The sequence below is a fragment of the Variovorax paradoxus genome (assembly GCF_024734665.1).
GTDB lineage: Bacteria > Pseudomonadota > Gammaproteobacteria > Burkholderiales > Burkholderiaceae_C > Variovorax.
Map to the genome: position 1 here is coordinate 6,770,120 of NZ_CP102931.1, position 13,498 is coordinate 6,783,617.

At 67.1% G+C, this 13,498-nt stretch carries 13 protein-coding genes and 1 tRNA gene; 6 read left to right on the top strand and 8 right to left on the bottom strand.

Going from position 1 to position 13,498, the window contains the following annotated elements; translation table 11 throughout:
- Nucleotides 1–10 precede the first annotated feature (10 nt).
- The 3 genes from fahA (at nucleotide 11) to NWF24_RS31645 (ending at nucleotide 2,715) form a co-directional block, all read left to right on the top strand.
- The gene (fahA, locus tag NWF24_RS31635; RefSeq protein ID WP_258351977.1) at nucleotides 11–1,333 is read left to right on the top strand and encodes a fumarylacetoacetase; all 1,323 of its coding nucleotides are present in this window, start codon (nucleotides 11–13) and stop codon (nucleotides 1,331–1,333) included.
- Nucleotides 1,334–1,433: 100 nt separating this feature from the next.
- Nucleotides 1,434–1,574 carry a hypothetical protein gene (locus NWF24_RS31640; protein WP_258351978.1) on the top strand — a complete coding sequence of 47 codons (141 nt, stop codon included), beginning with the start codon at nucleotides 1,434–1,436 and terminating at the stop codon, nucleotides 1,572–1,574.
- Between the two features lie 100 nt (nucleotides 1,575–1,674).
- Nucleotides 1,675–2,715, top strand: a complete 1,041-nt coding sequence (locus tag NWF24_RS31645; protein WP_258351979.1) for an RNA ligase (ATP) — start codon at nucleotides 1,675–1,677, stop codon at nucleotides 2,713–2,715.
- A 62-nt stretch (nucleotides 2,716–2,777) separates the two neighbouring features.
- On the opposite strand, the gene NWF24_RS31650 is transcribed toward NWF24_RS31645, so the two are convergent.
- The 3 genes from NWF24_RS31650 to NWF24_RS31660 form a co-directional block, all read right to left on the bottom strand.
- Nucleotides 2,778–2,853 (bottom strand) — tRNA-Gly (locus NWF24_RS31650).
- A 63-nt stretch (nucleotides 2,854–2,916) separates the two neighbouring features.
- The gene (locus NWF24_RS31655) at nucleotides 2,917–3,819 is read right to left on the bottom strand and encodes an NAD(P)/FAD-dependent oxidoreductase (RefSeq protein WP_258351980.1); all 903 of its coding nucleotides are present in this window, start codon (nucleotides 3,817–3,819) and stop codon (nucleotides 2,917–2,919) included.
- Entirely contained in the window at nucleotides 3,809–4,270 is a 462-nt protein-coding gene (locus NWF24_RS31660) for an RrF2 family transcriptional regulator (RefSeq protein ID WP_258351981.1), read from the bottom strand. Before NWF24_RS31660 ends, NWF24_RS31655 begins: the two co-directional genes overlap by 11 nt.
- A 118-nt stretch (nucleotides 4,271–4,388) precedes the next feature.
- Here NWF24_RS31660 and NWF24_RS31665 point away from each other — a divergent pair, with 118 nt between their 5' ends.
- The 3 genes from NWF24_RS31665 to NWF24_RS31675 all read left to right on the top strand — a co-directional run bounded on the left by NWF24_RS31665 (nucleotide 4,389) and on the right by NWF24_RS31675 (nucleotide 7,275).
- A complete protein-coding gene (locus tag NWF24_RS31665) occupies nucleotides 4,389–5,483 on the top strand; it encodes a helix-turn-helix domain-containing protein (RefSeq protein WP_258351982.1) in 1,095 nt (364 codons plus the stop codon).
- Between the two features lie 107 nt (nucleotides 5,484–5,590).
- On the top strand, nucleotides 5,591–6,619 hold the full coding sequence (locus tag NWF24_RS31670; RefSeq protein WP_258351983.1) for an alpha/beta hydrolase family protein: 1,029 nt from the start codon (nucleotides 5,591–5,593) through the stop codon (nucleotides 6,617–6,619).
- Nucleotides 6,620–6,795: 176 nt separating this feature from the next.
- The gene (locus NWF24_RS31675) at nucleotides 6,796–7,275 is read left to right on the top strand and encodes an adhesin (RefSeq protein WP_093057054.1); all 480 of its coding nucleotides are present in this window, start codon (nucleotides 6,796–6,798) and stop codon (nucleotides 7,273–7,275) included.
- A gap of 65 nt (nucleotides 7,276–7,340) precedes the next feature.
- Here the strand turns inward: NWF24_RS31675 and NWF24_RS31680 are convergent, their stop codons facing one another.
- The 5 genes from NWF24_RS31680 to NWF24_RS31700 all read right to left on the bottom strand — a co-directional run bounded on the left by NWF24_RS31680 (nucleotide 7,341) and on the right by NWF24_RS31700 (nucleotide 13,437).
- A complete protein-coding gene (locus tag NWF24_RS31680) occupies nucleotides 7,341–7,784 on the bottom strand; it encodes a MaoC family dehydratase (RefSeq protein WP_093174767.1) in 444 nt (147 codons plus the stop codon).
- Nucleotides 7,785–7,794: 10 nt separating this feature from the next.
- Complete coding sequence (gene boxA, locus NWF24_RS31685; protein ID WP_258351984.1) at nucleotides 7,795–9,081, bottom strand: benzoyl-CoA 2,3-epoxidase subunit BoxA; 1,287 nt, start codon at nucleotides 9,079–9,081, stop codon at nucleotides 7,795–7,797.
- Nucleotides 9,082–9,205: 124 nt separating this feature from the next.
- Nucleotides 9,206–10,633, bottom strand: a complete 1,428-nt coding sequence (gene boxB, locus NWF24_RS31690; protein WP_093174765.1) for a benzoyl-CoA 2,3-epoxidase subunit BoxB — start codon at nucleotides 10,631–10,633, stop codon at nucleotides 9,206–9,208.
- 31 nt (nucleotides 10,634–10,664) lie between these two features.
- A complete protein-coding gene (boxC, locus tag NWF24_RS31695) occupies nucleotides 10,665–12,341 on the bottom strand; it encodes a 2,3-epoxybenzoyl-CoA dihydrolase (protein ID WP_258351985.1) in 1,677 nt (558 codons plus the stop codon).
- A gap of 139 nt (nucleotides 12,342–12,480) precedes the next feature.
- Nucleotides 12,481–13,437 carry a helix-turn-helix transcriptional regulator gene (locus tag NWF24_RS31700; RefSeq protein ID WP_258351986.1) on the bottom strand — a complete coding sequence of 319 codons (957 nt, stop codon included), beginning with the start codon at nucleotides 13,435–13,437 and terminating at the stop codon, nucleotides 12,481–12,483.
- Between the last annotated feature and the right edge of the window lie 61 nt (nucleotides 13,438–13,498).

The following is a 13,498-nucleotide window of genomic DNA, read 5'->3' on the forward strand; positions in this document are numbered from 1 at the left end:
CCCTTTCATCATGAGCGCACTCAATCACACACACGACGTCAATGCACGCAGCTGGGTCGAATCGGCCAACGGGGCGGGCAGCGACTTTCCGATCCAGAACCTGCCGCATGCGGTGTTTCGCCGCGCGGGAAGCGGCGAGGCGTTTCGCGGCGGCGTCGCCATCGGCGACCAGGTACTGGACCTTGCGGCGCTGGCCGCACAACAGCAGCTCGACGGCCTTGCGCTCGATGCGGCGCGAACGGCCGCGCTGCCCGCGCTGAACGACTTCTTCGCGCTCGGCGGCGGCGCGTGGAAGGCGCTGCGCCACGCGCTCTTCGACCTGCTGAAAAACGACGCGCCCGTCGCCACGGTGCAAGCAGTGCGCGAATGCCTCGTGCCGCGGGCCGAAGTCGAATACACGGTGCCCGCACGCATCGGCGACTACACCGACTTCTACACCTCGATCGACCATGCGCTGAACATCACGCGCCTGTTCAACCCCGAGGGCGACGTGACGCCCAACTTCCGCTGGATTCCGACCGCGTACCACGGGCGCGTGTCGACCATCGGCGTGAGCGGCCAGCGCTTTCACCGGCCGATGGGGCAGGCGATGGCGCCGGGCGCGAAGGCGCCGACGTATCAGGCCTGCGCGCGGCTCGACTACGAGCTGGAGCTAGGCGTATGGATCGGCACGGGCAACGCGCAGGGCGAGCCCATTGCGCTCGAGCACGCGGAAGAACACATCTTCGGCATCTGCCTGCTGAACGACTGGTCCGCGCGCGACATTCAGTTCTGGGAGATGGCGCCGCTCGGCCCCTTCCTGGCAAAGAACTTCGCCACCACGATATCGCCGTGGATCGTGACGATGGAAGCGCTCGCGCCCTACCGGCAGGCCTGGACGCGGCCAACGAACGAGCCCCAACCGCTCGCGTACCTGGAGAACGCGAAGAACCGCGAGAGCGGCGCGCTCGACATCCGCCTGGAGGTCTGGCTCGAAAGCGAGAAGGCGCGCAAGGAGAAGACGGGCCCGTCGCGCCTGTCGTCCACCAGCTTCAGGCACCAGTACTGGAGCGTCGCGCAGATGGTGACGCACCACACGATGGGCGGCTGCAGCCTGAACCCGGGCGACCTGTTCGGCAGCGGCACGATCTCGGGGCCCGGTGCGGGCGAAGCCGGCGCGATCATCGAGCTGACACGCGCGGCGCAAAGCCCGGTGGCGCTGGCCAATGGCGAGCAGCGCGGTTTTCTGGAAGACGGCGATGCGGTGCTGCTGCGCGGCTGGTGCGAGAAGCCGGGGCATGCGCGCATCGGGTTTGGGGAGAGCCGGGGGACGGTGTTGGCGGCCAGGGGTTGACGCCGCCGTAAACATTATTTACAGTCCGCCTCCTTCGCGAATTTGCTCGCGTCGATCCGACAACGAAACACACCCACAACCACCACCCGGAAGCCTCTTCGTGAACGCAGCACTGGTCATTGCCAACGACATCGACAACGCGTGCCCGACATCGGGCCTTGCGTTCGCGTGCGGCATGGGCCATGCGATCGGCCTGCAGCAAACGGGCCATCACGCATCACCGGGAGGAGTCGGCGCATAGCGCGCATCTCTTCAGCACTCTTTTCAAGGAGGCCCGGACACCGAATGGTTCCGGGCCTCTTTTCTTTTGCGTCACCATCAACCACAGGGAGAAAACAACCATGCGCAAACTCGTCACCGTCCGCACCGTCGACGCCATCCGCCCCATCCCCGGGGCCGATGCCATCGAATGCGCCATCGTCGAAGGCTGGACCGTCGTCATCAAGAAGGGGGAGTTCGCCGTCGGCGACCGCTGCGTCTTCTACGAGATCGACGCGTTCCTGCCGCTCGACGATCCACGCTTCGCCTTCCTGGAGAAGGCCGCGATCACCTGGAACGAACAGCGCGGCGTGCGGCTTCGCACGATGAAGCTGCGCGGCCAGATCTCGCAAGGGCTGATCCTGCCGCTGTCGCAGTTCGCGGAAATCGACGCGCTCGCGCTGGCCGATCCGGCACTGCGCCAGCGCGATTGGGCCGAGCTGTTCGGCATCGGCAAATGGGAGCCGGTAATCCCGGCCTGCCTGTCGGGCGAGGTGGAGGGCCCATTCCCGTCCTTCATTGCCAAGACCGACCAGGAGCGCATCCAGAACCTGCCGGAGGTGCTCGCGGCGAACGACGGGCTTGCGTTCGAGGTCACGGTCAAGCTCGACGGATCGAGCATGACCGCGTTCCACAACGCGGGAGCACTCGGCGTGTGCGGGCGCAACTGGCAACTGCGTGAAACCCCGGGCAACAGCCTGTGGCGCGTGGCGCGGGAAAACCGCCTACTGGAAGCGCTCGCGACGCTGGGCCGCAATGTAGCGCTGCAGGGCGAGATCATCGGCGAGGGCATCCAGGGCAACCCGGAGAAGCTGCGCGGTCAGCAGTTCCACGTTTTCGATGTGTTCGACATCGACCGCGGCAGCCACTGCGGGATGGATGAGCGCAACGCCATCGTCGACGCGCTGCGCGTGTTGGGAGCGGGGGTGCGCACCGTGCCGCTGCTCGAAGTGAGCACGCTCGACCGCTTTGGCGGATCGATGGCCGAGGTGCTGGCGTATGCCGAAGGGCCGTCGCTGAACCCGGGCACCTCGCGCGAGGGGGTGGTGTTCAAGCGGCTGGACGGCGGGCTGTCGTTCAAGGCGATCTCGAACAGCTACCTGCTGAAGCACTCGGACCGCTGAGCAGGCAGGGCAGTCGCCCAACGAAAAAAGGCCACCCGATGAGGTGGCCTTTTTCTGCAATGTGGAGCGGGAAAAGAGTCTCGAACTCTCGACCTCAACCTTGGCAAGGTTGCGCTCTACCAACTGAGCTATTCCCGCGTGAAGCCTCAGATTATAGGGTGATCTTGAGCTACTTTTCCCGGATCCGGGAAAAAAGTTCGTTCAAGCGTCGAACACCAGCGACCGATGCAGCGACACGCCGGCCATCAGGCCGTCCGCCGAGGCCAGCGTGGCATTGGTGAATTTCATAGAGAGGTCGCCCGCCGCGTAGACGTCTGGCGCCGTCGTCATCTTCATGCCGTCGACGCGCAGCACCGGGCCGAAGGGGCCGTCGTCGAAGGCGCAGCCGAGTTGTTCGGCCAGCGGGCTGGACGGACGCGTGTGCGGCACCACGTACAGCGCCTCGATCGGCACGAGCCTGCCGTCGTCGATGCGCACGCCGGCAAGCTGAGGCGCCGCGCCTTCCAGACCCACGATGCGCCCCGGTTCGATCACCACGCCGCGCGACTGCAGCCTCGCGCGCGTCTCGGCATCGGGCCCCTCGCCGCCATTCAGGAAGATCGTGGTCGGGCCCCACTCGTTGATCAGCAGCGAATGGTCCGGTGGGTGTCCGCTGTGGAACAGCACGCCCAATGGACGCCCACTGAACTCGTAGCCGTGGCAATAGGGGCAGTGCAACACGCTCTTGCCCCAGCGCTCGCTGATGCCGGCGATGTCGGGCAGGCCGTCCTGAATGCCGTAGGCCAGGAGCAGCTTGCGGGTCTGAATCTGCTCGCCGTTGTCCAGGGACATCGTGAACCCCTGCGCGCCCTCGGCGTTCGCGGCCACCGCACTGGCGCTGACGAACTTGACGGACGGATACGCAAGCAGCTTGTCGCGCGCGTCGGCAATCATCTTCAAGGGCGGCACGCCGTCCTGCCCGAAGAAGCCGTGCGACGCCGCGGCGAAGCGGTTGCGCGGCGCGCCCGCGTCGACGACGCACACGTTCCTTCGCGCGCGAGCCAGCTGCATGGCAGCGGAAAGGCCGGCAAAACTGCCGCCCACGATCAGAGCGTCATAGCGCATGCTCAATGTCCTTCGATGTGAAGCCGCCGCCCGTCATGCGGCGGTGGAAGTCCCTGGAAAGATCGGCCAGCGTGATGCTGTTGAAACGCTTGAGCAGCAGCGCCTCGGCCTCGTCGCACGCGCCGTCGAGCGCCGCATTCACGGCCTGTTCGACGATGCAGCCCGGGCTCTCGGTGCGGTTGCCCATAGCCAGCAGCGCGGGCGCGCCGACGGCGTTGTGGATGTCGCCCAGGGTCACCGCCGCCAGCGAGCACGACAGCACCCAGCCGCCGCCATGGCCCTTGGCCGAACTGACGAACCCCGCCTGCCGCAGGCCGGCCATGAGGCGGCGCACGACGACCGGGTTGGTATGCATCGCGGCCGCGAGCGACTCGGAAGTGACGGGGTCGTTCATCTCGGCCATATGCAGGAGCACGTGGAGAACGGCTGAAAGCTTGCTGTCTCGTTTCATGCAACATTATGAGTTGCATATGTTTGTCGTGGCGTGCCGAAGGGTCTTGCGGGGCCGGAACGCCCGTCGGTCGTCACGACACTGAGGTGAGAATCGGGCCGGCCGCACCAATCCCACCATGACGCCCACCCCGACAACCCTGCTCGACGCCGCCCTGCGCGGCGTGCTGCTGGCCTTGCTGCTCGTGCTCGCGCTGGTCCTCGGCCGCGACCGCCCTCGCCTGCCGGTCGCGCGCGCCGGCGTGCTGCTGACGCTGGGCCTGTGTATCCAGGTCATCGGCTCCGCGCCGGCTTTCGAGGCACTGGTGCCGCGCGTGTGGCAGTCGCCATTCGTCGCCGTGGCGGTCGGCAATGCAGTGCTGTTCTGGGTGTTCGTGCAGGCACTGTTCAACGATGACTTCAGGCCGCGGCCCATGCACGTCGCCGCGTGGCTCGTGGTGGCCGCAGTGGCCGCGCTCAACTGCGCGGTGGTGGCGGGCAGCGCCTCGGTGCTCGCGCCGATGACGATGGGCGTTCAGCGCGCCGTGCCGCTGGTGTTCGCGGTGCTGGCCGCGATGGCGGCGGCTTCGCAGTGGCGGGCGGACCTGGTGGAGGGGCGGCGCCGGCTGCGCGTGTTCATCGTGGTGACGGGCGTCGGCTACAGCGTCGGGATGCTGGTCGTCCGGCTGGCCTCGCCGCACGGGCAGCTGTCGAGCCTGTCGGCGACGGCTGATGTGGCGATGCTGCTGCTGATCGTGGCGGTGGTGGCTTGGCGGATGGTGCGGCTGGCCGGATCGGAGCTCTTTCCGGTCGCGGTGGTTCCGGATGCGCCGATCCCCACGGTCGAACCGCCCCCCGTCGAACCTCCGGCCCCCGACCCCGCCGAAGACCGCCTCGCCGAGTCCTTGCAATACGCCATGGCCGTCGATCACGCCTATCGCAGCGAAGACCTGAGCATCGCTGCCCTCGCCGCACGGCTGTTCGTACCCGAGTACAGACTGCGCCGCCTCATCAACCAGCGGCTGGGCCACCGCAATTTCAACGCCTTCGTCAACGGCTTCCGGCTGGCCGAGGCGAAGGCGGCGCTAGCCGACTCCTCGAAGCGCGAGCTGCCGGTGCTGACCATCGCCTTGACCGCGGGCTTCCAGTCCATCGGCCCATTCAACCGCGCGTTCAAGGCCGCCACCGGCCTCACGCCCACCGAATTCCGCAAGCAGAAGCTGGCCGAATCCTGAAATCTCTTGCCGAAAACCGCGTTTGCGGCTTTCGGCAAGACGTTGCCGGCGCGCAGCGGCATCGTCCGGGTCGCCGGGGGCATGGGCCTCCGATGACAAGGAGTTCGATGCGACGACGTTTCCATTTCATCTTCCTGCTGGTCCTGTGGTCCGGATGGGCGCAAGCCTCGATGGGCATGGCGGAGCTTGCCGCCACGGCCGATGACGGCCCGGTCACGGTGTTCTACCCGTCCGCCGATGCTGCCCAGCCGATCCGGCGCGCCCGCTTCACGCTCGACGTGGCGGCGCAGGGCGCGCCGGTGCGCGGCAATGGCCGGCTGGTCGTCGTCTCGCACGGTTCCGGCGGCGCGCCGTGGGTGCACGTGGACTTGGCGCGCAGCCTGGTCGAGGCCGGCTTCATCGTCGCCATGCCCGAGCACAAGGCCGACAACTACAAGGACGACAGCAACCCCGGCCCCGACAGCTGGGCGATGCGCCCGGTCGAGGTGTCGCGCGCCATCGACGCGGTGGCGCGCGACCCGCGCTTCGCGCCGCTGCTGCAGCTCGACAAGGTCGGCATGTACGGCATGTCGGCGGGCGGTCACACGGCGTTGAGCCTCGCGGGCGGACGCTGGTCGCCGGCCGAGTTCAGGCAGCATTGCGAGGCGAACCTGGTGGACGACTTCCAGTCCTGTGTCGGCCTGATCACGCGGCTGACGGGCGGGCCTTTCGACGGCATCAAGAAATGGGCCGCGCTGTGGGTCATCCGCCATCGCTTCGACGACGCCACCCCGCGCGAGCACACCGACCCGCGCATCGCCGCCATCGCGGCGGCCGTGCCTTCATCAGCCGATTTCGACATGGCCTCGCTGGCCAACCCGCGCGTGCCGCTGGGGCTGATCACCGCCCGGCAAGACCGCTGGCTGGTTCCGCGCTTTCACAGCGACCGGGTGCTCGCGGCCTGCCTGCCGCGCTGCGAACTGATCGCCGACATGCCCACCGCCGGGCACGGTTCGCTGCTGTCGCCACTGCCGCCGGGCCTCACCGGGCTGATCGGCGACATGCTCAACGACCCGCCCGGCTTCGACCGCACCGGCGTGTTACCGGACGTGAACCGCAAGACAACAGCGTTCTTCAGCACGCATCTGCTGCCTTGATGCGGGCCGAGGCCTAACGTACGAGCCTCTGATTTCGCCGACAGCCGATTCCCACACGTGTGGGCGACTGTCGCGCACATGGCGACAGATAGCGGCCCGGCCATGGTTGCACCCGAATCGATCGAACCTCGGTCGGTCCTTGAAATCGTGACCATGCTACGAAAGGAAAGTCACCCATGAAGCAACAGCAACACAACCGCATCTTCCTCGGCGCCCTGCTCGCAGGCCTCCTGGCCGTCGGCGGCGCAGCCCAGGCGCAAGGCGTCGGGGTCGGCGTGGGAGTCAATGCAGACGTGAACACTTCGGGCGCCGCCGGCACCGGCTCCCCACAGGGCGGCGCTGCAGCAGGCGCCGGTGCACGCACCGGTGCGGCCGCAGGTGCACGCACGAATGCCGGCACTACCGCCACCGACGCGGCCGGCAACTCGACAGGCGGCGTTGGCAATGCCGTCGGCGGCGTGCTGGGTGGTGCCACGGGCGCTGTCGGCGGCGCCACGAATGCGGTGGGCGGCGTGGCGAACACCGCTGGCAGCACGCTGAATGGCGCGACCGGCGCCGTGGGCTCGACCGCCGGTACCGTGAAGCCGGCAAACGCCGGCGCGAAGGCTCGCGCCAAGGCCCAAGGCTCGGGCGCTGTCGACATCAAGCAGCAGTAACCCCGGCGGCCAAGCCGAAGAAAGCCCGCAGCGCCCGCGTTGCGGGCTTTCTTATTGATGAAGCCTCAGTCGGCCAGCTTGAGCTTGAACAGGCTGGTGACTTCCGCGTCTAGCACCACCAACTCGCGCTGGTTGAAGAGCCGCCAGCGCCAGCGCAGGATGCCGAGCGTGGGGCGTTTCTCGGAGCGGCGCACCTCGATCACATCTGCCACCAGCCGCAGTGCATCACCGGGCCGCACGGGGTTGGGCCAGCGCACATGCTCGAGCCCCGGCGATGCAAAAGACTCGGAGCCGGCGAGCGCTGCACCGACCACCAACCGCATCGCGATGGAGCACGTGTGCCAGCCGCTCGCTATCAGCCCGCCGAAGGGGCTGTCGGCAGCCGCGTCGGCATCGGTGTGAAACCACTGGGGGTCGTAGGCCCGCGCGAACTGCAGGAGCTCGGCTTCGGCAAGCACGTAGGGCCCGGCCTCGATGACCTGGCCCGCATGGAAGTCGGCGAACTTCATCCGCCGCAGCTTAGTACGTTTCGAGGTGCAGGCGGCCTTCGCGTTTCAGGGCAGCGCCCACAGTGTCCCAGTCGAGCCCCGCTTCCTTCGCCACGTCGCGCAGTGCGAGCACCACGCCCTCTTCCATGCTCTTGAGGCCGCACACGTAGAAATGGCTGCTGCCGTCTTTCAGCAGTGCGGCCAGGTCGGCGGCGCGTTCGCGCATCAGGTCCTGCACGTAGCGCTTGGGTTGCCCCGGCGTGCGCGAGAACGCGAGGTTGATGTCGATGAAGTCCTTGGGCAGCGACTGCAGCGGGCCGAAGTACGGCAGCTCCTGCTGCGTGCGAGCGCCGAAGAACAGCATCAGCTTGCCGCCCTCGAACTTGCCGCTCTTGCGCAGCCGGCGGCGCCATTCGGTCATGGCGCGCATCGGTGCGCTGCCGGTGCCTGTGCAGATCATCACGATGTGCGACCTGGGGTGGTTCGGCATCAGGAACGACGCGCCGAAGGGCCCCACCACCTGCACCGTGTCACCCACCTTCAGGTCGCACACGTAGTTGGAGCACACGCCGCGCACCGGCTCGCCTTCGTGGTCTTCGGTCACGCGCTTCACGGTGAGCGACACGTTGTTGTAGCCGGGCCGCTCGCCGTTGCGCGGGCTGGCCACCGAATACTGGCGCGCATGGTGGCGCTTGCCGATGGCGTCAACGCCCGGCGGCACGATGCCGATCGACTGGCCTTCGAGCACCGGAAACGGCAACACGCCGAAGTCCAGCACGATGTGGTGCGTCTCGCTGTCGAAGCCGGCCTCGGTGCAGTTGAAGTTGCCGACCACGGTGGCGGTGGTCGGCGTCTTCGGCGGAAAGAGATTGGTATAGGCGTGCGCGGCCGACCAGGGCGGCACGGTTGCGCCGTACTGCGCGGAGTTGAAGGCCGGCTCGACGGATTCGACCGCGGCCTGGGCTTGCGCCTGGGTTTGCTCAGGCGCGGCGGCATCGCCAGCGGCTTCGGCAGACACGCCGGCCGCTTCCAGCTCTTCAGGCGAGAGCTCGGCAGGCAGCGATTCCCAGGTGAGCTGTTCCTCGATCGTGTACGCACGCACCAGCGGCATGGTGCGCCAGTTGTCGATCGAGCCCGTCGGGCACGGCGAGATGCAGGCCATGCAGCCGTTGCAGACGTCGGCACGCACGACGTAGTTGTTGTCGTCGTGCGTGATCGCGTTGACGGGGCAGGTGGCCTCGCAAGTGTTGCAGCGGATGCAGATCTCGGGGTCGATCAGGTGCTGCTTGATGACTCCGGCTTCAACGGCCATGTCCATGTCTTTTTCTCCTTTCCCTCGCCCCTTGGGGAGAGGGTCAGGGTGAGGGGGCAGCGGCTTGTCGTGGGGACGCCGCCTACCCTCACCCCTGCCCTCTCCCCGAGGGGAGAGGGAGTAATACCAATCAGCCGAAACGCACGTATTCGAAGTCCACCGGCTGGCGATTGATGCCCATCACCGGCGGCGAAATCCAGCCTGCGAACTTGCCCGGCTCCACCACACGGCCCATCAACGATGCCACGAAAGCGAAGTCTTCGGCGCTCGGCAGCCATTCGTCGCGCTTGGCGGCCCATTCGACCTCATTCACCACGCGGCCTTCCGGCGACATCTTGATGCCGGCGAGCGCGCCGATCTGGCGGTTGAATGCCTTGTGCGGCACCACCAGGCGGGTCGGAATGCCGGCCTTTTCCAGCACCTTGTTCCAGCGGCCCACGCCGGCCACCGAGTCCTTGATGAAGTCGTCGCGCAGCACTTCATTCAACGCGTTGAGCATCGGCACGTCTTTCTCCACGAGCTGGCCTTCCTTCACTTCCAGCACCTTGTAGGTCTGGCCCTTGAGGATGTGGTCGTCCGTGCGCTTGCCTTCTTCGTAGCGGCCTTTCAGGCCCGAGCTGTAGAAGATGGCGGCGTTGCTCGACTGGTCGGCGCCGAACAGATCGATGGTCACGCTGTAGTGGAAGTTCAGGTAGCGCTGGATGGTGCCCAGGTCGATACAGCCCGCGGCGCGCACCTTCTGCGCATCGTCGGTCTTCAGCTCGTTCATGACCTGCGCGGTGCGTGCGATGACGCGCGACACGCCGCTTTCGCCCACGAACATGTGGTGCGCTTCTTCGGTCAGCATGAACTTCGTGGTGCGCGCGAGCGGATCGAACGCGCTTTCGGCCAGCGCCGAAAGCTGGAACTTGCCATCGCGGTCGGTGAAGTACGTGAACATGAAGAACGCGAGCCAGTCGGGCGTGCGTTCGTTGAAGGCGCCCAGGATGCGTGGGTTGTTCTCGTCGCCCGAAGTGCGCTGCAGCAGCGCTTCGGCTTCCTCGCGCCCGTCGCGGCCGAAGTGCTTGTGCAGCAGGTAGACCATCGCCCACAGGTGGCGGCCTTCTTCCACGTTGATCTGGAACAGGTTGCGCAGGTCGTACATGCTTGGCGCCGTGAGGCCCAGGTGGCGCTGCTGCTCGACCGAAGCGGGCTCGGTGTCGCCCTGCGTCACGATGATGCGGCGCAGGTTGGCGCGGTGTTCGCCGGGCACGTCCTGCCAGGCCTTCTCGCCCTTGTGGTCGCCGAAGTGAACTTCGCGGTTGGCGTCGCCCGGGTTCAGGAAGATGCCCCAGCGGTAGTCGCGCATCTTCACGTGGCCGAACTGGGCCCAGCCCTGCGGGTCGACGCTCACGGCCGTGCGCAGGTACACCTCGTGGTTGGTAGAGCCCTCGGGGCCCACGTCGTCCCACCAGTTGATGAAGTTGGGCTGCCAGCCTTCGAGCGCGCGCTGCAGCGTGCGGTCTTCGCCGAGGTTGACGTTGTTGGGGATCTTCTCGCTGTAGTTGATCGTGCTCATCGTTGTTCCTTGGGTTGTACGGACTGTCAGCTCAAACGCGGTTCATGTCGAAGCCGGCCTTTTCGCCGGTGCCGTAGACCTTGAGCGCACCCTTCTCGCCAACGGCGTTGGGGCGGTTGAAGATCCAGTTCTGCCAGGCGGTAAGCCGGCCGAAGATGCGGGTGGCCATGTTTTCCTTGCTCGCAAAGCGCAGGTTGGCTTCGAGGCCGGTGAGCGCGTCGGGCGACATAGCGGCGCGCTCCTCGATGACGATGCGGATCTCGTCGTCCCAGTCGATGTCGTCGGGCGCGGCGGTGACGAGGCCGAGCTTCAGTGCTTCGTCGGCATCGAGCGGCTTGCCGGCGGCGGCGCGCGCGGCTTCGAGCGGCGCGGCCTCTTCATAGAAGCGGCGCTGCAGGCGGCTCTGGTCGTTCACCATCGGGAAGAAGCCGAAGTTGAACTCGTTCAGCGTGAGCTTGGGCGCACGGCCTGCGTCGTCGGGCAGCGCGAGCATGTAGGTGCGGTCGGCCGCGAAGGCCAGTTCGGCCAGCGTGCCGGCGAAGCACGAGCCCGCTTCGATCAGCGCGAACAGGCTGCGCGAAGAAACATCGAGGCGTGCCAGCGTGCGGCGCAGCGCGCCGATGGTTTCGCGCACCAGCCAGTGGTCTTTATTGGCGAGCATCACGGCGTCGGATGCGAGCACGGCGGCTGCATCGCCTTCGGTCTTGAGCAGCCAGGTGCCGATGTCGAGTTCGTTGGTGCGCAGGTTGAGGATCGCGTCGTCGAGTTCGCGGCACACAGCGAGCGGCCACCAGGCAGCGCCCGCGGCTTCGATGGCGGCCACGTCGGCCGGCTGCGTGCCGGTCGGCGCCTTGACGGTGATCGTGGCGGTGCGCTTGCTGCGGTCGATCTGCACGTTGACGTGCGAGTAGGCGATGCCGTCTGCGCTGTCGGAGCGCTCGAGGCGGGTCAGGGCTACGCCCTTGCCGCCGGCCGGGCGGTCGCTGCCTGCTGCGAGCTGCGAAGCACGGTCTTGCACGGCAGCGGCGAACTGCGCGGGCTTGGCCACCGCATCGACCAGGCGCCAGTCGACCGCGCGCTGGCCGCGCACGCCTTCGACGCTGGTGCAGAAGATGTCGGCGAGGTCATGGCGCACGTGGCGCTTGTCGGTCACGCGGGTCAGGCCGCCGGTGCCGGGCAGCACGCCGAGCAGCGGCACTTCGGGCAGCGAGACGGCGGAGGAGCGGTCGTCCACCAGCAGAATTTCGTCGCAGGCCAGTGCCAGTTCGTAGCCGCCGCCGGCGCAGGCGCCGTTCACGGCCGCGAGGAACTTCAGGCCCGAGTGCTTCGAGGAGTCTTCGATGCCGTTGCGCGTCTCGTTGGTGAACTTGCAGAAGTTCACCTTCCAGGCATGGCCCGAGACGCCGAGCATGAAGATGTTGGCGCCCGAGCAGAAGATGCGGTCCTTGCCGCTGGTGACAATCACGCTGCGCACTTCGGGGTGCTCGAAGCGCACGCGGTTGAGCGCATCGTTCAGCTCGATGTCCACGCCCAGGTCGTAGCTGTTGAGCTTGAGCTTGTAGCCGGGGCGGATGCCGCCGTCTTCCGCAATGTCGAGCACGAGGCGCGCGATGGCGCCGTCGAAGCTCAGCGACCAGTGGCGGTACTGGCCGGGTTCGGTGCGGTAGTCGACGCGCGGGGGCGCCTGGAGCGTGGTGGTGTCGGTCATGCGGAAGTCTCCTGTGGGGCAGTGTTCGGAAACCGTGAACAGGAAAGATAATGCACTTTCTTGCTCCGATGACATGCATCATGCTGCATGTGACAAGGCAAGTCAATGCCTGTAGCGCTTTTTTTCAGATTTCAGGTGCCTAGACCAGGCCCATGGACTGGCGGGCAACGGAGCGCAGGGCCTGGAAGCTCTGCGACAGCGTCTTGCCGCTGGTGTCCACCGACAGGTCGGCCTTCGAATAAAAGGCGGCGCGGCCGTTCAGGATGCGGCGCAGGTCTTCCATCGCTTCCTTGCTGGCCGCCATCGGGCGGGTGTCGCCCTGCGCGGCCACGCGGCCCATGTGCTCCTCGGGCGCGGCCTGCAGCCATACGGTGGTGCAGTGCGCGAGCAGTTCGTTGAAGGTGGCCGGGTCGGAGACGATGCCGCCGGGTGTGGCGATGACCACCTCGCTGTAGATCTGCACGGCCTCCTCGAGCGCGCGGCGCTCGTAGCGGCGGTAGGCGTTGGTGCCGTACAGGTCGTGAATCTCGCGCACGCTGCAGCCCGCAAGCTTCTCGATCTCGCGGCTCAGCTCGATGAAGGGCAACTCCAGGTCTTCGGCCAGCATCTGTCCCAGCGTCGATTTGCCCGCACCGCGCAGGCCCACGAGGGCGATGCGCCGGTGCCGCGCCGGGTCGACCGAGGCGGTGCCCAGCAGCTCGCCAAGCGCCACGCGCACGCGGCGCAGGTCGGATTCGCTGCGGTTCTCGAGCAGTTCGCGGATCAGCAGCCACTCGGGCGAGCTGGTCGTGACGTCGCCCACCAGTTCGGCCAGCGAGCAGTGCAGCGCACCGGCCACCTGCTGCAGCACCAGGATCGACGCGTTGCCGATGCCGTATTCGAGGTTGGCCAGGTGGCGCTCCGACACGTCGGCCGCAATAGCCACAGCTTTGCGCGTGAGGCCACGCTGCGCGCGCAGGTTGCGCACGCGGTCGCCCAACGCCACCAGCAGCGGATTCTTCGCCTCCCCGGCGACGGCGTGGCCCGGGGCACCGTTGCTGCCGCCATTGCCGCTTTCCAGCGCGGCAGCCAGCCCCGCGTCTACATGCTCATTCATGCAATTCCTCGTTCTTCGCCGGGATTGTGCGCGCTCAGGGTAAACACCATAGATGCACTAT

Bases quoted from the DNA above. Each gene is read 5' to 3' on its own strand.
- fahA (WP_258351977.1), top strand. From the start codon at position 11: ATGAGCGCACTCAATCACACACACGACGTCAATGCACGCAGCTGGGTC.
- NWF24_RS31645 (WP_258351979.1), top strand. From the start codon at position 1,675: ATGCGCAAACTCGTCACCGTCCGCACCGTCGACGCCATCCGCCCCATC.
- NWF24_RS31655 (WP_258351980.1), bottom strand. From the start codon at position 3,819: ATGCGCTATGACGCTCTGATCGTGGGCGGCAGTTTTGCCGGCCTTTCC.
- NWF24_RS31660 (WP_258351981.1), bottom strand. From the start codon at position 4,270: ATGAAACGAGACAGCAAGCTTTCAGCCGTTCTCCACGTGCTCCTGCAT.
- NWF24_RS31665 (WP_258351982.1), top strand. From the start codon at position 4,389: ATGACGCCCACCCCGACAACCCTGCTCGACGCCGCCCTGCGCGGCGTG.
- NWF24_RS31670 (WP_258351983.1), top strand. From the start codon at position 5,591: ATGCGACGACGTTTCCATTTCATCTTCCTGCTGGTCCTGTGGTCCGGA.
- NWF24_RS31675 (WP_093057054.1), top strand. From the start codon at position 6,796: ATGAAGCAACAGCAACACAACCGCATCTTCCTCGGCGCCCTGCTCGCA.
- NWF24_RS31680 (WP_093174767.1), bottom strand. From the start codon at position 7,784: ATGAAGTTCGCCGACTTCCATGCGGGCCAGGTCATCGAGGCCGGGCCC.
- boxA (WP_258351984.1), bottom strand. From the start codon at position 9,081: ATGGACATGGCCGTTGAAGCCGGAGTCATCAAGCAGCACCTGATCGAC.
- boxB (WP_093174765.1), bottom strand. From the start codon at position 10,633: ATGAGCACGATCAACTACAGCGAGAAGATCCCCAACAACGTCAACCTC.
- boxC (WP_258351985.1), bottom strand. From the start codon at position 12,341: ATGACCGACACCACCACGCTCCAGGCGCCCCCGCGCGTCGACTACCGC.
- NWF24_RS31700 (WP_258351986.1), bottom strand. From the start codon at position 13,437: ATGAATGAGCATGTAGACGCGGGGCTGGCTGCCGCGCTGGAAAGCGGC.